The organism is Georgenia muralis (assembly GCF_003814705.1).
Classification (GTDB): Bacteria; Actinomycetota; Actinomycetes; order Actinomycetales; family Actinomycetaceae; genus Georgenia; species Georgenia muralis.
Window position 1 is genome coordinate 349,638 of the sequence record NZ_RKRA01000001.1, and the last position, 20,204, is coordinate 369,841.

Sequence of the window (20,204 nt, forward strand, 5' to 3'; positions counted from 1 at the left end):
GATCAGGCGGCCGGGTCAGACGGCACGGCGCTTGAGCTTGCGACGCTCCCGCTCGGACAGCCCGCCCCAGATGCCGAAGCGCTCGTCGTTGGCCAGCGCGTACTCCAGGCACTCGGCCCGGACGTCGCAGGACGTGCACACCCGCTTGGCCTCCCGGGTGGAACCGCCCTTCTCGGGGAAGAACGCCTCGGGGTCGGTCTGCGCGCACAGCGCCCGCTCCTGCCAGGCGAGCGCGCCCTCGTCGGGGGCGTCGTCGACCAGGAGGTGGAGGACGTCGCCGTCCGTACGCTCCTCAGCTGCGATACCCGAGGTCAGCGGACCATCACCGAGAATGTTCCACACGGCCGTTCCCCCTTCTCGCCAGCGGATGTTGTACCCCGAATTACACGCGTGTCATCCCCTGAAGTCAAGCGAAAAAGTGCTAATGATCGCGACTGCGCGACCCCAGAAATCGTGGTAACGGCGTGTCGTACGGCGTGTCGCGGGACCGAGGACCCGGGCCGGTGCCCTTCCTCGCCGGACGATCACTCCGTCGCCGAACGATCCCGGCAGACCACTCCCGCTCGGCTACCGCGGGATCGCTCGCACCAGGTGGCAGGCACACCGGGATCGCTCGCACCCCGTGGCACACCGGATCGCTCGCGCCGGGTCGGCACCAGGCAGTCATCCGCGTCGGCTCGGCGACGACCACACTGCCGCCGACCACCGCCGCCAACGACTGCCCCGGTCAGGGTCCTGGCCCTAGGCTCGGACCATGAGCCACCCCGACACCCTCCCCGGTCAGTTGCTCACCGCCCTGCTCGGCCCCGGTGCCACCGGCCCTCGCCTGACCTGGTACGGCGTGGACGGCGAGCGCACGGAGCTGTCGGGCCGGGTCCTGGGGAACTGGGTGACCAAGGCGGCGAACCTCCTCGTCGAGGAGGCCGACGCCGGCCCCGGCACGGTGGTCGTCCTCGACCTGCCGGTGCACTGGCGCACCCTCGTATGGGCGCTCGGGAGCTGGGTGGCCGGCGCGCAGGTCACCCTGCCCTCCGAGGACCTCCTCGAGGAGGACGAGGACGCCGACGCCCCGGACGTCGTCGTGACCTCACGACCCGGTGAGTCCCCGGGCGAGGACGACGCGGAGCTGGTCCTCGCCGTCGCGCTGCCGGCGCTCGCGATGCGGTGGGACGGCGACCCGCTCGGCGCCAACGTCGTCGACGCCGCGGCCGAGCTGATGACCTTCGGCGACCAGCTGGGCTACGTCAGCGAGCCGGAGTCCACCGACCTCGCGCTCGTGACCGAGAACCTCGAGGTGACCTACGGCGACCTCGCCGGGTGGGCCACCGGCGCCGCCGAGGAGGACGACATCGACGCCGACGACGTCGACCTCGAGCCGGGGTACGAGGACGAGCTCGACACCGTCGACGATTCGGACGACGACACGGCGGCGGTGGCCGCCGAGGACGACGACATCGAGGCCTACGAGCGCCCGTCGGCCGCGCCGGTCCGGGCCCTGCTCGCCCCCGACGACGTCGCCGACCTCCTCGAGCAGGCTGTGCGCACGTGGCACGGGGGCGGCTCCGTCGTGCTCGTCGAGCCGGGGCTGCCGGCGGACGTGCGACGCCGGGTGGCCGCGGACGAGCGGGTCGAGGCACGCCCCTAGCGCTGTCGTCGGGGCGGCCAGGTGCTGCGTGCGAGCGTGCCGGTGGACCGGGATCCCGTACGTGCCACTGACGAGGACGTACGATGCGATGTCGTGGCAGCCACCGTCTTCATCACCCGGAAGTTCCCGCCTTCCGTGGGCGGCATGGAGACCCTCGCCAAGGACGTCTGGGCGACCCTGAGCGCAGGTGCCGCCACACCCACGTTCCTCGTCGCCCACGGTGGGTCGAACCTCCTGCTGCCGCTCTGGCTTCCCCGCGCCACGTTCCGGCTGCTGGTCCTGGTACTTCGCGGGAAAGTGGACTTCGTCCTCCTCGGCGATGTCGTCCTTCACATCCTGCTGGCGCCGCTCCTGCGCGTCCTTGGCGTCCGGTACGCCACGATGGCGATGGGCAAGGACATCATCTGGAACCGGTCCTGGTACCAACGACTCGTCCTGCGCGCCCTTCCCCGCGCCTCCGACGTCCTGGCCAACAGCTCCGCCACCGCCGCCGCCGCCGTCACCGCCGGGACGCCTGCTGACCGCGTGCACGTGGTTCGGCTCGGGGTCGAGGACCCCCAGGTGGACCGTCACGAGGCCGCGGTCGCCTCGGCCGCGCTCCGACGTCGGCTGGGGGTGGGCGACGACGCGTTGGTGGTGCTGACCCTGGGCCGTCTCGTCCGCCGCAAGGGGGTCGTCTGGTTCCTCCGGTCCGTCCTCCCGCACCTGCCGAAGAACGTCGTCTACCTCGTCGCCGGCGAGGGTGTCGACGCACCGCGCGTACGGACGAGCGTCGAGGAGCTCGGGCTGCAGGACCGGGTCCACCTTCTCGGACGCGTCTCCGACGAGGAACGGGAGCAGCTCATGCGGGGCGCGGACGTCTTCGTGCAGCCGAACATCCAGGTGCCCGGCGACATGGAGGGCTTCGGCCTGGTCGCCGTCGAGGCGGCCATGCGCGGCTCGCTCGTGGTCGCCGCGAGCCTGGAGGGCCTCCGCGACGCCGTCGTCGACGGCGAGACCGGCGTGCTCCTCCCCTCGGGCGACCCCGATGCGTGGACTCGGCGGCTGAGCGACCTCGCCGCCGACCGCACCGCCACCCGCGAGCTCGCCGCGCGCTTCCAGCTCCAGTGCCGCGAGCGGTACGCCCGGGAGAACATGGGCCGCGAGCTGTGCCGGGTGCTGGGCATCCCCGTGCGCTGATGCGGCGAGGCTGACCCGCCCAGGGCTGCCACCCGGCCTGCCGGCCGCCGCCCCGTAGCACCGGGCCGCCATCGTGGCGGGTATGCGCCACACTGTGCGGATGCGAGGAATCATTCTGGCCGGCGGGTCCGGCACGCGACTGCACCCGATCACCCTCGGCGTGAGCAAGCAGCTCGTGCCGGTCTACGACAAGCCGATGATCTACTACCCGCTCACGACTCTCATGCTCGCGGGGATCCGGGACGTGCTCGTCATCACGACCCCGCACGACGCCGAGTCCTTCCATCGCCTCCTCGGCGACGGCTCACAGTTCGGCATCAACATCTCCTACACCGTCCAGGAGGTGCCCAACGGCCTGGCGCAGGCCTTCGTGCTCGGCGCGGACTTCGTCGGCGGCGACAGCGCCGCCCTGGTCCTGGGCGACAACATCTTCTACGGCCCCGGCATGGGCCACACCCTCAACCGGTTCGGCGACATCGACGGCGGGGCCGTGTTCGCCTACCACGTGGCCGACCCCACTGCCTACGGCGTCGTGGAGTTCGACGAGAGCTTCACGGCGGTCTCGCTCGAGGAGAAGCCCGCGCAGCCGAAGAGCTCCTACGCCGTGCCGGGCCTGTACTTCTACGACAACGACGTCATCGCGATCGCCCGGGACCTCCAGCCCTCGGCGCGCGGTGAGTACGAGATCACCGACGTCAACCGGGTGTACCTCGAGCAGAGCCGCCTCAAGGTCGAGGTCCTCCCCCGCGGCACCGCATGGCTCGACACCGGCACCTTCGACTCCCTGGCCGACGCCACCGCGTTCGTGCGCACCGTCGAGGCCCGGCAGGGACTGAAGATCGGTTGCCCGGAGGAGGTCGCCTGGCGGCGCGGCTTCCTCGACGACGACCAGCTGCGCGAGCGGGCCGAGCCCCTGCGCAAGTCGGGCTACGGCGAGTACCTCATCGCCCTGCTCGAGCACCGCATCTGACGGCGTACCCGGTGGCCCCGGGACGGGCCGCCGGGTGTCAGGCCCGGTGCTGCGCGTCCGACGCAGGACAGCCGGGACCCTCTCCGTCCGGCCCGGCAGACAGCCTCAGGCGAGCACCGTCGGCGCCGCCGCGGCCCAGCGCTCCTCCCACGGCCCGATGGGGGCCACGCCCGCCGCGGTGAGCGCGTCGTGGCCGAGGACCGAGTAGGCGGGCCGCGGCGCGGGACGGACGAACGCCTCCGACGTCGTCTCCTTCACCATCGCAGGGTCCTTGCCGAGGGTCGCGACGATCGCGCGGGTGAACCCGTGCCAGGACACCGCCCCCGCCGATGTGCCGTGGTAGGTGCCCGACGGCGCCCCGGCCTCGACCAGGCGCACGACGAGGTCGGCCACGTCAGCGGTCCACGTGGGCTGGCCGACCTGGTCGGCGACGACCTGCAGCTCGTCGCGGTCCGCGGCGAGCCGGGCCATCGTCTTGGGGAAGCAGCCGCCGTGGGCGCCGTAGAGCCACGCGGTGCGCACGACGATGTGGTCGGGGTTCTCCGCCCGGACCGCCCACTCCCCGGCCGCCTTGGTCCGCCCGTACGCCGAGCGCGGCGCCAGCGGGGCGTCCTCGGCGTACGGCGAGGTCGCCGAGCCGTCGAAGACGTAGTCGGTGGAGACCTGCACCAGCCTCGCTCCGGCCACGCGGGCCGCGCGTGCGAGGAGCTGGGGAGCCACCGCGTTGAGGGTGAAGGCGGGGGCTTCGGTGGTCTCGGCGTCGTCGACGGCGGTCCACGCCGCGCAGTTGACGACGACGTCGACGTCGCGCACCGCCCGCTCCACCGCCGCCGGGTCGGTGACGTCGAGCTCGCCGCGATCCGCGGCGCGCACGTCGTGCCCGGCTCCCGCGAGCCGGGCCACCATGTCCGTGCCGAGCATGCCGCCCGCCCCTGTCACCAACCAGCGCATCGTCTCTCCCTCGTCGTCGGTCGTCCGCGAGGGTATCCGGTCGGCCGACCCCTGACGGGGCCGCGAGGGCGAGTTTCGCTGCCCGGATGGCACCCGATGCCCACCGCTGCCCTCATCGGTGGGGGTAGTCTCGGGCCGCACGCCCGCCGTCGAACCGGAGACATCCATGCGCAGACCCCTCGCCCGGCTCGTCGTGGGGCTGCTCGTCGCGGCCGCGACGCTGCTCCCGGTACCCACCGCCGGCGCCGCCACCGAGCGCTACCCGGTACCGGCGTCCGGCGAGTGGGAGGTCGACGGACGGGGCTGGGGCCACGGCATCGGTATGTCCCAGTGGGGTGCGAAGGGCGCGGCGGAGGCCGGCCTCACCGACACCCAGATCCTCGACTTCTACTACCCGGGCACGGTGATGTCCCGTCTGGGCAGCTTCGGCGGGACGATGGCGAATCCCACGATCGGGGTGGGTCTGCTCTCCCTCGGCCTCGTCGGGACGACCGAGGCGACCCTGTGGACGCCGGCGGGTCAGGGCTCGGTGCGCGTCGAGGTCGTCGGCGGTCCGGGCGTGACCCTGGGCGCCGGACGGCTCAGCATCACCCGCTCGGGTGACGGCTTCGTCGTCGTCCACGGCCCCACCGGAGCCCGGCACACCCTCACCGGCGCCGCCGTGCGGGTCTCGACCGGTGACGGCATCGTGGTCGCCCGCAACGCCACGGCGACCACCGGCACCTGGTACCGCGGCTCCGTTCGCCTGGCGGCGCGGACAGACCTCGCGAGTCGTTTCGACGTCGTCAACGATGTCCCGCTCGAGGAGTACCTGCGCGGGGTGGTGCCCCGGGAGATGCCGGCTTTGTGGAGCGCCCACGCCGTGCGCGCCCAAGCCGTCGCCGCCCGCAGCTACATGCTCGCCGAGAGCCGCCGCACCGAGAACTACGACACGTGCGACACGACCGCCTGCCAGGTGTACGGGGGGCGCGCCTCGGTGGCGACGGACGGGCGGGTCGTCAGCACCTGGGAGCATCCCGCGGCCGACGACGCGATCGAGGCCACCGCCGGGCAGGTCCGCACCTACGACGGTCGGGTCGCGACCACCCAGTTCTCCTCGACCAACGGTGGCTGGTCGGTCAGGGGCGGCGCCCCCTACCTCGTCGCCCGCGCCGACCCGTACACCGGCACCGCGGCCGGGGACACCCGCACGAGCTGGTCGACGGCACTCAGCGCGACGACGGTCGCCCGGTACTGCCCGTCCGGCGAGTCGCTCTCCGCCCTCCTCGTCACCGGCCGGGACGGCAACGGCGCGCTCGGCGGACGCATCACCGGCCTGTCCGTGGAGTGCAGCGGCGGCGTCTACACGGTGCCGAGCAGCGCGTGGTCGCTGGGGATGCTCTCGCGGTGGTGGCGCCCGCAGGACCCGCCGCACACGTTCTACCTTGCAAACACGTTCTCCACCTCAGCCGACGTCGTCTTCGAGAACGGATACGGCGAGGACGTCGCGCTCGTCGGTGACTGGGACGGCGACGGGGTCGACACCGTGACCCTCCGACGGGGCGCGGTCTACCAGGTCCGGAACAGCAACAGCGCCGGCCCGGCCGACACCACGTTCGTCTACGGCCGCGCCGACGACGAGGTGCTGGTGGGCGACTGGGACGGCGACGGGGTCGACACCCTCGCGGTCCGGCGGGGCTCCGAGTACCACGTGAAGAACTCCGTCAGCGCCGGGCCGGCCGACACCACGTTCGTCTACGGCCGCGCCGCCGACGAGGTCTACGCCGGTGACTGGGACGGCGACGGCACGGACACGCTCACGGTCCGGCGCGATGGCGTCTTCCACGTGAAGAACACCCTCTCGAGCGGCCCGGCTGACGTCGTCGTGCGGTACGGCCGCCCCGAGGACGTCGTGCTGACAGGGGACTGGGACGGCGACGGCGACGACAGCCCGGCGGTGCGACGGTCGAGCACCTACTACCTCAAGAACGCCTTCGCGCCGGGTGATGCGGACGTCGTGGTCACGTACGGCCGGGCCGACGACACCGTCCTCGTGGGGGACTGGGACGGCGACGGCGACGACACCCTGGGGGTGAAACGCAAGCCGTGACGCCGGGTATCCAGCCGGAACCCCCGACGGCAGCGCGCACCGGCCCGGCAGCTTGGGCGGCAGTAGGGTGGGGGCCGTCGTCCGCCGCGCCGAGAGGGAGTCCGCCGTGCAGTTCCGCGAGTTGAAGGTCCCGGGTTCCTGGGAGATCACCCCCAGGCAGTTCGCCGACCCCCGCGGGGTCTTCCTCGAGGTGTTCAAGGAGGCCGCCTTCACCGAGGCGGTCGGGCAGCCGCTGGACCTCAAGCAGGCCAACTCCTCCATCTCGGCCGCCGGCGTGGTGCGCGGCATCCACTTCGCCGACGTCCCGCCGTCGCAGGCGAAGTACGTCATGTGCCCGAGCGGCGCCGTGCTCGACGTCGTCGTCGACATCCGGGTCGGCTCCCCGACCTTCGGCCAGTGGGACTCCGTGCTCCTGGACGACGTCGACCGCCGCGCCATCTACATCTCCGAGGGCCTCGGCCACGCCTTCTGCGCCCTCGAGGACGGCTCGACCGTGGTGTACCTGTGCTCGGAGCCGTACGCGCCCGGTCGGGAGCACGGCATCAACCCCCTCGACCCGGCCGTCGGGATCGACTGGCCCACGACCGCGCGGGACTGCTCCCCGCTGACCCTCCAGCTCTCGGAGAAGGACGAGGAGGCCCCCGGCCTGGAGGAGGCCCGCGACACCGGCCTCCTGCCGATCTTCGCGGACGTCCAGGACTACCTCGCCTCCCTGCGCGGGTGAGCTCCCCGGGCGCGTCGGCGCCGGACGTGGCGGGAGTCGTGGCCGTCGTCGTCACCTACCGGCCCGACCTCGCCCGGACCCGCCTCCTGCTCGAGGCGCTGGCCGCCCAGTGCGGGCGCGTCGTCGTCGTCGACAACGGCTCGTCCGTGACGGCCGCGCTCGCCGAGGTCTGCGCCCACGCCGGGGCCGAGCTGGTCCCGCTGCCCGTCAACGAGGGCATCGCCCGCGCCCAGAACGTCGGGATCGAGCGCGCGACGACGCTCGGTGCGTGGGCCGTGCTGCTCTCCGACCAGGACTCGATGCCGGCACCGGACATGGTCGACCGGCTCCTCGACGGTCTCCGGCGCGCCACCGCCGCCGGTCTGCGGGTCGGCGCCGTGGGGCCGGTGTCCTCGGACACCCGCTCGGCCACCGAGCAGATGGTCTACGTCGCCCGCCGCTGGGGGCCACGGCGGGCCCGCCCGGAGGAGGCGCACGACGGCCTCGTCGAGGCGGCGTTCCTCATCGCCTCGGGGTGCCTCGTCACCGTCGAGGCCCTCGCCGCCGCCGGACCGATGAACGAGGCGTGGTTCATCGACCACGTCGACCTCGAGTGGGGGCTGCGGGCCCGCCGGCACGGGTTCGACCTCCTCGCGGTGACGGACGCGCGGCTCGACCACGAGCTCGGCGACCGACTCGCCCGGGTGCCGGGGCGGGCCCAGGAGGTCCACGTCCACGCGCCGGTGCGCAACTACTACCTCGCGCGCAACACCGTCCTGCTCATCCGCTCCGGGCTCATGCCGCTCGGGTGGAGCGTGGGGTACGTGGTCTGGCTGGCGAAGTACGCGGCGTTCAACCTCGTTGCGGTCGCCCCGCGACGCGCGCGCGCGACGATGCTCGCCCGAGGCCTGCGCGACGGTCTCCTCGGCCGGACCGGACCGCTGCGCCGGTAGGTGACCTGCGACCCTTGCCCTGGGGCCGACCCGGGCGGATCATGGTGGCACCGGGACGAAGGAGTCCGCCATGGCCGCCGTGGCAAGGTCGTTGCGAGGGTTGTTCGCGCTCGTTGTCGCGGGGGTGCTGCTGATGTTGCCCGGGATTCCGGGTGCGGCAGCCGAGCCCGACCGTCAGGTCGTCACCCGCGGGGCGCAGTGGTTCGTCGCCGGCGGACCGACCTTCACGTACGGGCGTAGCGCGGACGTGCAGGTCATGGGCGACTGGAACGACGACGGCGTGCGCACCCCCGGGGTCTTCCGCGCCGGCACGTGGTACCTGCGCAACACCCTCTCCTCGGGTGCCGCCGACCTCGTCGTCGCGTTCGGCCGCGCCGGGGACCGCCCGGTCGTCGGAGACTGGGATGGTGACGGCCGTACCGGGATCGGCGTCGTGCGAGGCAGCACCTGGTTCCTGCGCGGCACCCCGACCAGCGGGGTCGCCGAGGTGACGTTCGCGTTCGGCCGACGCGGTGACACCGCGGTCACGGGGAACTGGGACGGTGTCGGAGGCGCCGGGATCGGCGTGGTGCGCGCGGGTGTCTGGTACTTGCGGGAGGCTCCCGGCAGCGGCCTGGCAAACACGTCGTTCGTCTACGGCGCTCGCGGTGACGTGCCGGTCACAGGCGACTGGGACGACGACGGTCGGACCGGCATCGGCGTCGTCCGCGGCGCCACCTGGTACCTCAGGAATGTGCCCGGTCCAGGTGCTGCGAGCTCCGTGGCCACATACGGCCGGTGCGGGGACGGCGTGCTGAGCACCCACTCCGCCCGGACCGAGCCGGGCGTGCCGCCCTCCCTGCGGGGCACGGAGTGGTCCGTCCTGCCCACGACCGAGCGCGTCGTCGCCCTGACCTTCGACGCGGGCGCCAACGCGGACGCCGTCCCCTCCATCCTCGCGACGCTGCGTGCGACGGGCACACCCGCTACGTTCTTCCTCACGGGTGCATGGACGCAGTCCTTCCCGGGGCTGGCGGCTGACATCGCCGGGGCCTACCCAGTGGGCAACCACACGCAGAGCCACCCGGACCTCACGACGTTGTCCGACGCCGACGTGCGCAGCCAGGTCATCGCTGCCGACAGCGCCATCCGCGAGGGCGCCGGCACCGATCCCCGCCCGTGGTTCCGGTTCCCCTTCGGTGCGCGGGACGCCCGGACCATCTCGCTGGTCAACTGCCTGGGCTACGGCTCCGTCCGCTGGACCGTGGACACCCTCGGCTGGCAGGGCACGTCCGGCGGCCAGAGCGCATCGGCGATCGTCAGCCGCGTCCTGGCCAACCTGAGGCCAGGCGAGATAGTGCTCCTGCACGTCGGTTCGCACCCCACCGACGGCAGCACCCTCGACGCCGACGCGCTGCCCGCGATCATCCGCGAGGTCGAGGCCCGCGGGTACCGCTTCGTCGACCTGGACGACTACCGCTGAGCGGAGGCCCTGCTACGGCTGAGCGGTGCTCCCCGTCTCCTCCGTGTTCACGACGCCGCGCCGTGCCAGGAGGAGCCCGACGGCGCCGAGGATCAGATCAGCGGCCGTGAGTAGCACACGGCTGAGCAGGACAACCAGGACCACGGCCCCGGTGGTGAGCTGGGTGGCGAGCACCGCCGCGAGCACGGCCTCGCGGACGCCCACGCCGGCCGGGACGACCAGGACGAGGAAGCCCACGGTCCAGGCGAGGGCATAGCCGCCCGCCGCGATCGCGTACGTGGCAAGACCGGGCTCCATGCCGAGCGGGACCGCCAGGAGGCTGACGAGGGCACCGGCGGTGAGCCAGGAAAGCAAGGACCACCCGGCCGACATCGCGACGCCGGACGCACTGACGGGCTTCTCGAGGGGCGGGCGGCGGACCGCCCGCAGCGCCAGCGACAGCACCTGGTTGAGGACCGGCGGGGCGAGCAGCAAGAGGAAGACGGGGAACGTCCATCCGATCCAGCCGTATGTGGCGGCCCCCTCGCCCGGGGCGATAGCGATGGCCGCGAGCGCAAGCGCGCTACCGGTCACGACCGAGACGAGCAGCGAGACCGCCATGACCGAGATCGACCGCCGCCGGGGAATGGCGTGGTCGGCGCCCATCTCGGCCGCGGCGAGGATGTTCCATACTCCGCCCGGCAGGTACTTCGCCACCTGGGATACGAAGAAGAGCGAGGCGGCCGACCGCACGGGCAGGCGCGACCCCATGTCGGTCAGGACGGCCCGCCATGACAGCATGGTCAGCACGACGAAGACCAGGCCGACGAGCAGAGCGACGACGAGGGTGCCGACGCCCAGCCTGACAGCGGCCTCGCGGACCTCCGTCCACTGCACCGCCACTGCCCACACGGCGGCCGCAAGCGCTAGGACGACAAACCCGCGCCTGACCCACGGCGAGCGCAGGACGGCCACGACGCGCGCCATCATCGCGCACCCGCACGTCGGTTCGGGCGGGTCCTCAGCGCGTCCACGACGGGCGCTGCGACCGCCGCAGGGGTGAACGCCCGACCCGCCAGCCCGGCGGCTCGGGAGCGCCAGGCTGCCAGGGCCTCCGCGTCGCCGGCGAGGTCCGCGAGGGCGTCGGCGAGCGCCGCCGGGTCCCCCGGCGTCACGAGGACCGCGCACCCGTCCAGGACCCGGCGCTGGGGGGCGGTGTCGGACGTGACGATCGCCGCACCGGCCGCGGCGCCCTGGTAGACCTTGTTGGGGACCACGCGCAGGGCCTTGCCCTCGTCGCCGAAGACCCCGAGGCAGACGTCGTGCTCGGCGACCAGCGCGGGCAGCTCGTCCGGGCCGACCCACGCGCGCCAGTGCACCTCGCTGAAGCCCTCGAGCTCCGCGCGGACCTCCGCCGCGTCCTGACCGTCCCCGACCAGGGTCGTCCGCACGGCCACACCGCGCTCGTGCAGGAGGCGCAGGGCGCGACCGATGACCGGCGTCCCCTGGAGCGGGGTGAAAAGGCCGTAGAAGACGACCGTCAGAGGGCTCGTGCCGTCTCGGCCCGTCAAACCCGTCCGGGCGGCTGCACCGGCGGCGAACCACTCCAACGGCGCACCCACGGGCGCGACCACGGTGTCCTTGCGGCGGCGGTCGGGGACGAGCTCGCCGTGCTCCTCGGTGTCGACGACGATCACGTCGGCCGCGGCGATCGCTGCGCGGTCGAGCAGGCTCAGGAGCCACGTGCGCAACCCGGGCCTCGTCCCCCGGTCGGTCGCCGTCCCGGCCGCGAAGACGAGGTGGTCGAGTACGATCGTGGAGCGGGGGAAGACGCCCCGTGCGAGGAGCACGTCGAAGTGCCCCATGTACCCCACGAGCACGACCTCCGGGCGCTGCCCGGCCGCCCCGGCGACGAGCCGGGCCCACCTCGTGACCAGCCGGACGACCAGCGACGGCACGCGCCAGGGCTGCTGGAGGATGCGGACGCGCTCGGCGGTCGTCAGTCCCAACGGGTGCACGAGCTCGGTGACGTCCAGACCGAGGGCCCGCATCCCGTCGAGGAGCACCCCGACACGGGGGTGACGCTGGGTGTCGTAGGTGCCGAAACCCAGCACCCTCACCGTCGCGGGACCGCCGTCCCACCGGAGCCGACCGTCTCCGCCGTCGCGGCGGTGGCGGGCCGCGCCCCCGGGGCGGCGTCCGCGGGCGCGGCGAGCGCGGTCGTGCCGTCCCGGAACCCAGCGCCGGGCCTGACATCGGTGGTGAGGAGGACCTCGGCCGGCGGCCGGTACTGCATCTCCTTGAGCCGTTCGAGGGACTCCTCGAGCAGGACCCGGTTGGTGCGCTGGAGGTCGGCGATCACGAGCAGCGCGTAGCTGAGCAGGGCGCCGACGAGCATCGCGGTGCCGAAGATGAGGGACTGGACGTGCCCGCCGGCGTCTCCCATCAGCAGCAGGATCAGGAACCGTACGAACGGGACGAGCGCCGCGACGAGCATGATGGTGCCCAGGCCCCCGAGGACGATGTGCGGCTTGAACATGAGGTAGGAGCGGCTGATGGCGGTCCCTGACTTGAACATGTGCTGCCAGATGTTCTTGAAGAGCCGGGACTCGCGAGTCTTGGCGTTTGTCGTCACCGGCACCGAGGCGATTCGCAGGCGCTTGTTGCCGGCCTGGATGATCGTCTCCATGCAATAGCTGAACTGGGTGACGACGTTGAGCCGGATGAGCGAGGCCTTGGAGTAGGCACGGAAGCCGCTCGCGGCGTCGGGCAGGTCCGTACCCGCGGCGACGTTGACCACCTCGGAGCCGATCTTCTGCATCGCCTTCTTGAACGGCGAGAAGTGCGTGATCTTCGCGGTCTGCCGGTCGGCGATGACGATGTCGGCCTCACCCCTCACGATGGGCTGGACGAGGTCGGTGATCCGCGCCTGCGGGTACTGGTTGTCGCCGTCGGTGTTGACGACGATGTCCGCGCCGTGCGCGAGCGCGTAGTCCACGCCGTCGCGGAAGGATCGCGCCAGGCCCATGTTCCGGGCGTGCTGGACGAAGTGCGTGACGCCGTGGGCGCGGGCGACCTCGACCGTGCGGTCGGTGGAGCCGTCGTCGATGATGAGGATCTCGACCGCGTCGATCCCGGGGATCTCGCGCGGGATCGTCTCGAGGACCGACGGGAGGGTCTCCTCCTCGTTGAGACAGGGCACCTGGACGAAGAGCTTCATGCTTCCCTCGGACGACGTTCCTGACCGGGTGATCCGCGGTCGTGTGACGGTGGCGCCGCGGCAGGCGCGCATCGCCACTGCGCTGACAGGGTAGCGTAACCCTGCCGTCGTCCCGGGAAGGGTCGGCCTCGTGCGCGGTCCCTCAGCCGCTGCGCCCGCCCCTCGGTCGTCGGCCTGAGGGCTGACGGATCGACCGTCGGGTCGGACGGGAGGGGCGTATGGCAGGGACCGAGGCGGAGACGGCCGCGGACCGGCGGCCGGCGGAAGCGGCCCTGCCGGGCGGTCGGCCGGCGTGGCTGCCAGATCTATTGTGGTCCCTCCTCCTGGTTGTCATGGCCGTGGGCCTTACCGTGGCGGGGGTCGTCAACGGCCCGACGATCTCCGGCGTCGACGAGCACACCCATCTCGACTACGCCTGGAAGATCGCCCAGGGCGAGCTGCCGTACGCGGGCTCCGAGCTCTCCGACTACGTCCTCGACGAGTGGGCCTGCCGCGGGCAGGACAACCTCGAGGACGCCTTGCCGAGCTGTGCGGACGCCACGAACGACGTCGTGGGCCCCGAGGCGTACCCGGGCCGCGGCGAGAACTACAACTTCTGGCACCCGCCCGGTTACTACGCCGTGACCGCGGTCCTCGCCACCGCGATCGAGAACCTGCCACTCGGGGTGACCTTCACCACGGGCGCCCGTCTCACCGGGGCGCTCTGGCTCGCGACGGCGGTCGTGGCCATGTACCTCGTCCTGCGCCAGTGGCACGTCCGGCGATGGATGTCCGCCTCTGGTGCCGCTGTGGTCATGGGCGTGCCGAGCATCGCGCACGCCTCCTCGACGGTGAACAACGATGCACCGGCCGCCCTCATCGGCGTGGCGGCGCTCTGGATCCTCACCCGGGCGTTCCTCCACCACCGCACGGGGTGGGTGCTTCCCACAACCGTGGCCGTCCTGGCAGCCTCGGTGAAGCTGATGAGCACCGTGGCGATCCTCGTCGCCGTCGGCGTCGTCGCGCTGACCGCCGTGCCCGCTTTGCGTGAACGACGCTTCGCGGATGCCGCGCGGCGGCTCGCCGTCGCGGTGGGACCGGTGGTCGGGGTCGCACTGGTCGCCGGGGGCTGGTCGGCCCTGCAGGCAGGCCGCGGCGAGCCGGGTTGGGTCAACCCCATCAGCGGCGTCAACACGGCCGAGATCACCGGCCTGCCCTTCGACGAGTGGGCTCCGACACTGACCAGCGCTTTCGGTCTCGTCAGGGACTTCTACCTCCAACCCGCCCTCAACAGCCTGGTGCTCGGCGCCGTCGTCGCCCTTCTCGCACTCCTGCTCACGGCCTCACCCTTCGTCAACGTCGCCTTCTACGACCGCGGCAGACCCGAGCGGATGCTGGGATGGGCTGCGCTGCTCGGCGCGCTCGCCGTCCCCATCCTCGTCCAGGGCCAGGAGCTCTTCCGCGGAGGCGAATACTTCCCCCGCGTCAGCTCGCGTTACGCGGTGACCCTCCTGCCGATGACCGTCGCCGCGATCCTCCTCGTCGCCCAGAGCCGCCGTTTCCAGATCGCGACCGCGGTCGTCGCCGCGGGGACGTACCTCGTCGTGCTCCTCGGGTTCACGGGGCTGATCTAATCTCGCCCCGGTGGGGCCTCAAGAATGCGCGGGGGGCGCCCACGGCGCGCCACCCACCACCAGACCACGACCAGCGCCCCGGCGGCGCCGCCCGACACCCAGGGCCCGGCCCCCCACCCGGCCGGGCGGTAGGTGAGTTCGACCACGTGGTCCCCCGCCGGCACAGCGACACCCCGCATCGCGTGGTCGGCCCGCACGATCGGCTCGTGCGTCCCGTCCACCGTGGCGACCCAGTCGTCCTGGAAACCGTCTGCGACCACGAGCATGCCGGCACCCTCGGCAGAGACTGCCACGCGCTGACGGTCGTCCAGGTCCTCCAGGACGCGGACGACCGCCCTCGCCCCGGAGAACGCGGCGCGGGCGTTGTCCTGCGGTGCCAGCAGCACGACGTCCGGCGGCGTGCTGGACATGAGCGCGGCACAGGTCTGCGCGGACCCGCACGCCCGGCCGCCTGACGCCCACCGGAAGCGCGGCATGGCGGTCGAGCGTTCGTAGACCTGCGCCTCGTCGGTCTCCACCAGCGTCAGGGAGTCCTCGGGCGCGACCATCACCCCCACCCAGGCGGTGCCGGACTGCGCGGGCGCCCCTCCCGCAGCGAGGACCTCGACGTCCTCGCCTCCGACGGCGCTGACCCGGACCTCGTAGGCGGAGGTCGTCGAGGCCAGCGACTCCCCCGCCACCGCAACGGTCACCGCCCCCTTCTCGCCATCGCGCACCCGCCTCTCGCCGGTCGCGAGCACCGTGCCGTCGTGGCCGACGACCTCGACCACGAGCCGCGCCGGGTCGGCGGACTCCGCGACGTCACCCAGCGGTGCGGCCAGCTCGACGACCGCTCCGCGTAGGGGCGTTCCCGCCTCGACCGTCCGGGCGCCCGGGCTCGTCTGGAGGGTGACCACCCGTGTGTCGTCCTGCTCCCCGTCCCCATGGAAGTCGGCCTTGGGGACGACGGTGGTGTCGGCGACACCGAAACGCACCGACAGCCGGTCCAGGACGGAGCTCTCGAGGGCAGTAAGCGAGCTCAGGGAGTGGTAGGTGGGCGACGAGGCGAACATCGCGGGGTCCGCCTCGAGCAGGAGGTCGCGCCAGGACGGCGGGACGAACGCATGCCCGGAGAGCGACCGCAGACCGTTGACCTGGCCGGCGCCGCCCCAGTAGGCGCTGTGGACCCCGACCAGGCGTTCACTCCCCAGCTCCGCCTCGAGGAACGCATCGGTGGCGGTCGGCCGGTACAGCTGCCCGGGGTCGACCCGGGGCCAGAACGCCCCGGCGAAGACTATCCCCTCGACGGCGACGAGCAGCGGCACGGCTGCGAGGGCCACGCGAGGTCGCGAGTCGACGCGTCCCGCCATCACCAGTGCCCAGATCACCGCCGTCGACGTCCCACTGATCAGGCCGAGGATCACCCCGGGGGCGATCTGGGACTGCTCTCCCGGTCCGGGTGCGAGCACGAACGAGGCCACGGCGGCGGCGGCGAGGAGGGTCGGACCGGCGATCACACCCACCCAGGCGACCGGGCGGCGCAGTCCGGCGGAACGCGCGACGGCGTCGAACCCGGCCGCGGCGAGCATGACGAGCATCAGCCCGCCGACGGCGCGCATCCGGTGCAGGCCCGAGTTGCCCATCAGCGGCAGGGACTGCAGGACATAGTTGAGTGGCCCCCCGACGAAGGTGGCGCCCAGGGTGAGCAGCCCACCCACGAGGAAGAAGCCCCGCAGGCCGTCCAGGCGATGGGAAGCCCGTGGCAGCGTGAGGGCTGCCAGGCACAGGACGAGGGCGGCCGCACCCACGAAGGAGATGCCCTCCACGGGGATGACCGAGCCCCACCTGCCGTCCCCGCTCCGGCAGGTCCCCAGCGCCGTCGGGTAGACCGTGGTCAGGACCTCGCGGGGCGCGAAGGTCCGCGACCACAGGTCCGCACGGTGACTCAGGTCCGTGCCGGCGAGCTGTCGGGCCCACGGCACGATCTGGAACCCCACGAGCGCCACGCCGACCAGGCCTCCCCCGACCGCCAGCGTTGGGGCACGGCCCCAGCGGCGCCACGCCGACGTGCCGGAGGGCGCCGACCGCCGGTTCGCCAGCACCAGGCGAAGGACTCCGTACGCGGCGGCGAGATATGCGGCGTGCACGACGATCGCCGGGAAGCCGCCCAGGACGAGGGCTGCCAGGACCAGTGGGAGGGGTAGCGCGGCACGGATGGTCCGGTCCTGCACGATGCGCTCGATCGCCCAGAACAGGAGGGGGAAGAACGCGGCCGTGCGTGTCTGGGGCCAGTTCGTCCACATCACCATGAAAGCGCTGGTCGAGAACATGAACCCGGCGAGCACGCCTGCCGCCGTCGACAGGCCGATGCGGCGGCCCCACAGCACCGTCCCGCCGACCGCGGCCGCGACCTCCAACAGCTTGATCCACGCGGTGAAGGAGGTGTCAGTCGCCAAGAGACTGAGGCCGAACAGCGGTGATGTCACACCTTGCATCGGTGCGGCACCGAGGATCGCACCGGCGGAGGCCTTGTTGTTCCAGAGCGGGACGAGGTCGCCCTCGGCGAGCCGCTCACGGAAGGTGATCTGCTGCGGGAGCGTCGAGTCGATCGTGTCCGAGACGCACGTGTTCTGGACCTGCTCGACCGTGCTGTTCTCGGCCCAGGGGGCCCGGAGGTCGATGAGGTCCCCGGCGGCGAAGAGACGCAGACCGAGCAGGGCGGGACCGAGGAGGACCGCGACGAGCAGGACGGGTGCGGCCCAGGCCGTGAGGAGAGCCGGCGCCCGTGCGGCTCGGAGCCGGAGCCGCTCCGTCACCGGACGCGGTCCACGCCTCGTCGCACCGCCTGCATCGTCCTGTCCGACACCCCGCGCAGACCGTCGGCCCGGTAGACCCGGCGGGCCGACGCGAGCTTGCGCACGAACGGGTGCCCCACCACCGAGGCCGGCACGAGCCGCCTGCCGGTGGGGAGCGCGTAGGCGTCCACGACGCTGTCCGCCGCCGAGAACGGCTCGTCGTCAGCCACCGCCTCCCAGTCCGTGGGAACGCGTGGCCCGCGGAGCCTCACCTGCTCCGCCGCCGCGAGCAGATTCTCGAGGTACACCTCCCCCTGCAGGTGCGGCGACCAGCGCAGCAGCGCGTCACGCCGAGCCTGGGTGCCGACGCGTCGCCGCAGGGCGACGTCGTCGAGCAGCTCGCCGACTGCGGCCGCCCACTCCTGCGACGACGTCGCGAGAAAGCCGGTCCGGCCGTGCTCGACCGCCTCACGGAAGGGCTCTGTGGAGGAGGCGACGACGGGTGTCTCGACCAGAGCGGCCTCGAGCCACTTGATCGCGGACTTCGCCTCGTTGAATTGGCTGTCCCCCGTCAGCGGAGCGAGACAGACGTCGACGTCGCGCAGCAGAGCGGGGAGCTGGTGCCACGGGACGAACGGCAGCCGGCGGATGCGGGAGGCAACCGGCTCGAGCGCCGACGTCGGTACGACGTGACCGCCGAGCCAGAGCTCGACCTCGGGGTGATCCTCCATCACCTGCAGCACCGCCGGCTCCACCGCCGCCCAGTCCGCATCGTGCGTGGTGGTCCCGGAGAAGTAGCCGATGCGCAGGGGGCCCGGGGCACGCGCCCTGGTCACCTCCTGGTCGCTGACCTGTGCCAGGAGCAGTCCCACGCCGTTCGCGAAGCGGCGGGCGGGCAGCCCAGTCACGGCGGTCGCGTGCCGGCACAGCTCGGCGGTGGAGCCGACGAACATGTCGGCGGTCTCCATGGTCGTGCGATAGCGCGCCACGCCGCGCCACCACAGCGCAACCTCGTTCTCGGGAAGGTTGGCCAGACCGTGCACCTGGTCCTTCAGCGACGGGTCGAAGATCAGGTCGTCGACGTCGTAGAGCACCGGGATCCGTCGCTCCCGCCCGCGGACGGAGTCGACGAGGCTCAGCACCTGGACGGTCGCCGGGACGCGGTAGAGAACCAGCGCGTCCACCTCCTGGACGAGGTGCGGCAGCGCCGGGTCACGGTAGTGCCGGACCTCGACGTCGAGCCCGATCATCCGGAGGGCCTCGGCGGGCAGGTGCGCCCGGTACCGCAACGGGGCCCCTTGGATGCCGACGACGAAGAGCACCTTGCGCATCAGCTGCAGCGCAGCCTCGCGGTCGATCTCCTCACCCTCCTCCGGGCGGCGCTCCGCCTCGACGGTGGTGAGCTCCCGGTAGAGCGCAACGAGACCTTCCGCCTGCTCGGCCGTCGTCCGGACGCGTGTGACGGACCCCTGGCCCTTCATGGCGCGCGCGAGGTCGGGCTGTTCGATGAGCCCTCGCAGCGCGGCGGCCAGCGCCTCGGGATCCGCGGCTGGTACCACCAGACCGTTGCGCCCGTGGTCGACCGCCTCCTCTGGGCCGAGGGTGTCCGAGCACACCACGGCCAGTCCGGCCGTGAGCGCCTCGCGGGTGAGGATCGAGTGGGACTCGCGGGCCACCGAGGGTAGGACGAGGACATCGTGAGCGGCCATCACCGACGCCAGCTGCTCCGGCTCGAAGGGCTCGAGCGTCCGGACGGAGGTCGGCAGGTCGCGGGGCGGGCTCGCGGCCACGCCATACATGTCGAGCTGCCACCCTGCGACGTCCCTGAGCTGTCGGGTCGCCTCGGCAAGGACGTCCACACCCTTGAGAGGTTCGGCGCCCCCTGCGTACATCAGGCGAAGCGGCTCACCGGCGCCCGTCGTGGACTTGGGATCCGTCGCACCCGCGGCGACCGACCGGTAAGAGGCACCGGCAGCACCGGTCGTCGTCCCCGGGTCGCCGGGCACGCCGTTCTCGTCCACCCTGACCCGATCCAGCGGGACGCCGTTGGCCGCCAGGACACGCGCTGCGCTCGCCGAGGGCGCGAGCACCATGTCCGCGGCGGCGAGGTGCTCGGCGAGGACGGCGTCCCGGACCTCGAGGTGGACACGCCCCGCCGCACAGGCGCAGGTGCCGCAGCTCACAACGAGGGAGCACGGCTGGAGCTCGGCGCTGACGAGGAACTGGCGCGCGCAGAACCACCAGAAGTCGTGCATCGTCACCACCACCTTGGCGCCGGCGTCCCGGGCCGCGGTCACCAGCGACCCGCCTAGGGTCTGGAGGGAGTGGAAGTGCACGACGTCCGGCCGTACGTCCTCGAGCCAACGAGCGAAGTCCTCGGCGACCTCGGGGTTGAGATAGTTGAGCGGGTCGTTCCACGCCGTCCACGGCGTCGTGACGATCCACCGGACGTCCACGTCGCCGTCCGTCGTGGTCCACGTCTCGAGCGGCCTGCGTTCCTCGTCGAGATAACCGGCGTATACGAGGCTCTCGTGTCCCGCTGCCGCGACGGCTCGCGCGATGCGCTGCGGCACCAGCGTTCCCCCGCTGACGAAGTTCGGAGGAAAGTGGGCCGAGACCTGGACGACGCGCATGGCTCACATGCTAGGTGCCGGGGCGGGCTACGC

General features: G+C 72.5%; 15 protein-coding genes. 8 read left to right on the forward strand and 7 right to left on the reverse strand.

Features of this window, described 5'->3' with window-relative positions; genetic code table 11:
- Nucleotides 1-15 precede the first annotated feature (15 nt).
- Nucleotides 16-261 (reverse strand): WhiB family transcriptional regulator, encoded by a 246-nt coding sequence (locus tag EDD32_RS01530; RefSeq protein WP_211338900.1) that lies wholly within the window; start codon nt 259-261, stop codon nt 16-18.
- A 493-nt stretch (nt 262-754) separates the two neighbouring features.
- On the opposite strand from EDD32_RS01530, the gene EDD32_RS01535 reads away from it, so the two are divergent.
- The 3 genes from EDD32_RS01535 to rfbA all read left to right on the forward strand — a co-directional run bounded on the left by EDD32_RS01535 (nt 755) and on the right by rfbA (nt 3,794).
- Nucleotides 755-1,645, forward strand: a complete 891-nt coding sequence (locus EDD32_RS01535) for a TIGR03089 family protein (RefSeq protein WP_123914005.1) — start codon at nt 755-757, stop codon at nt 1,643-1,645.
- A gap of 93 nt (nt 1,646-1,738) precedes the next feature.
- On the forward strand, nt 1,739-2,824 hold the full coding sequence (locus EDD32_RS01540; protein WP_123914007.1) for a glycosyltransferase family 4 protein: 1,086 nt from the start codon (nt 1,739-1,741) through the stop codon (nt 2,822-2,824).
- 100 nt (nt 2,825-2,924) lie between these two features.
- A complete protein-coding gene (gene rfbA / locus EDD32_RS01545) occupies nt 2,925-3,794 on the forward strand; it encodes a glucose-1-phosphate thymidylyltransferase RfbA (protein WP_123914009.1) in 870 nt (289 codons plus the stop codon).
- Nucleotides 3,795-3,899: 105 nt separating this feature from the next.
- Here rfbA and rfbD read toward each other — a convergent pair whose 3' ends face one another.
- A complete protein-coding gene (gene rfbD / locus EDD32_RS01550) occupies nt 3,900-4,745 on the reverse strand; it encodes a dTDP-4-dehydrorhamnose reductase (protein WP_123914011.1) in 846 nt (281 codons plus the stop codon).
- Nucleotides 4,746-4,911: 166 nt separating this feature from the next.
- On the opposite strand from rfbD, the gene EDD32_RS01555 reads away from it, so the two are divergent.
- The 4 genes from EDD32_RS01555 (at nt 4,912) to EDD32_RS19010 (ending at nt 9,952) form a co-directional block, all read left to right on the forward strand.
- Nucleotides 4,912-6,834 carry a SpoIID/LytB domain-containing protein gene (locus EDD32_RS01555; protein WP_123914013.1) on the forward strand — a complete coding sequence of 641 codons (1,923 nt, stop codon included), beginning with the start codon at nt 4,912-4,914 and terminating at the stop codon, nt 6,832-6,834.
- Nucleotides 6,835-6,940: 106 nt separating this feature from the next.
- A complete protein-coding gene (gene rfbC, locus EDD32_RS01560; RefSeq protein WP_123914015.1) occupies nt 6,941-7,558 on the forward strand; it encodes a dTDP-4-dehydrorhamnose 3,5-epimerase in 618 nt (205 codons plus the stop codon).
- A gap of 26 nt (nt 7,559-7,584) precedes the next feature.
- Nucleotides 7,585-8,490: a glycosyltransferase family 2 protein gene (locus EDD32_RS01565; RefSeq protein WP_123914017.1), complete on the forward strand. Its 906-nt coding sequence runs from the start codon at nt 7,585-7,587 to the stop codon at nt 8,488-8,490.
- A gap of 70 nt (nt 8,491-8,560) precedes the next feature.
- A complete protein-coding gene (locus EDD32_RS19010) occupies nt 8,561-9,952 on the forward strand; it encodes a polysaccharide deacetylase family protein (protein WP_211338691.1) in 1,392 nt (463 codons plus the stop codon).
- A gap of 12 nt (nt 9,953-9,964) precedes the next feature.
- On the opposite strand, the gene EDD32_RS01575 is transcribed toward EDD32_RS19010, so the two are convergent.
- Genes EDD32_RS01575 through EDD32_RS01585 form a run of 3 tightly spaced genes read right to left on the reverse strand, consistent with a single transcriptional unit; the run spans nt 9,965 to nt 13,151 of the window.
- Complete coding sequence (locus EDD32_RS01575; RefSeq protein ID WP_123914019.1) at nt 9,965-10,921, reverse strand: lysylphosphatidylglycerol synthase domain-containing protein; 957 nt, start codon at nt 10,919-10,921, stop codon at nt 9,965-9,967.
- Complete coding sequence (locus tag EDD32_RS01580) at nt 10,918-12,051, reverse strand: glycosyltransferase (protein ID WP_246005922.1); 1,134 nt, start codon at nt 12,049-12,051, stop codon at nt 10,918-10,920. The genes EDD32_RS01575 and EDD32_RS01580 overlap by 4 nt, the downstream gene beginning before the upstream one ends.
- Nucleotides 12,048-13,151 carry a glycosyltransferase family 2 protein gene (locus EDD32_RS01585; RefSeq protein ID WP_123914021.1) on the reverse strand — a complete coding sequence of 368 codons (1,104 nt, stop codon included), beginning with the start codon at nt 13,149-13,151 and terminating at the stop codon, nt 12,048-12,050. Before EDD32_RS01585 ends, EDD32_RS01580 begins: the two co-directional genes overlap by 4 nt.
- 218 nt (nt 13,152-13,369) lie before the next feature.
- On the opposite strand from EDD32_RS01585, the gene EDD32_RS01590 reads away from it, so the two are divergent.
- Complete coding sequence (locus tag EDD32_RS01590) at nt 13,370-14,764, forward strand: hypothetical protein (protein WP_123914023.1); 1,395 nt, start codon at nt 13,370-13,372, stop codon at nt 14,762-14,764.
- Here EDD32_RS01590 and EDD32_RS01595 read toward each other — a convergent pair.
- Nucleotides 14,761-17,559: a hypothetical protein gene (locus EDD32_RS01595; protein ID WP_123914025.1), complete on the reverse strand. Its 2,799-nt coding sequence runs from the start codon at nt 17,557-17,559 to the stop codon at nt 14,761-14,763. The two genes, EDD32_RS01590 and EDD32_RS01595, sit on opposite strands and share 4 nt — an antisense overlap.
- Nucleotides 17,556-20,171: a glycosyltransferase gene (locus EDD32_RS01600; protein ID WP_123914027.1), complete on the reverse strand. Its 2,616-nt coding sequence runs from the start codon at nt 20,169-20,171 to the stop codon at nt 17,556-17,558. Before EDD32_RS01600 ends, EDD32_RS01595 begins: the two co-directional genes overlap by 4 nt.
- Nucleotides 20,172-20,204 lie beyond the last annotated feature (33 nt).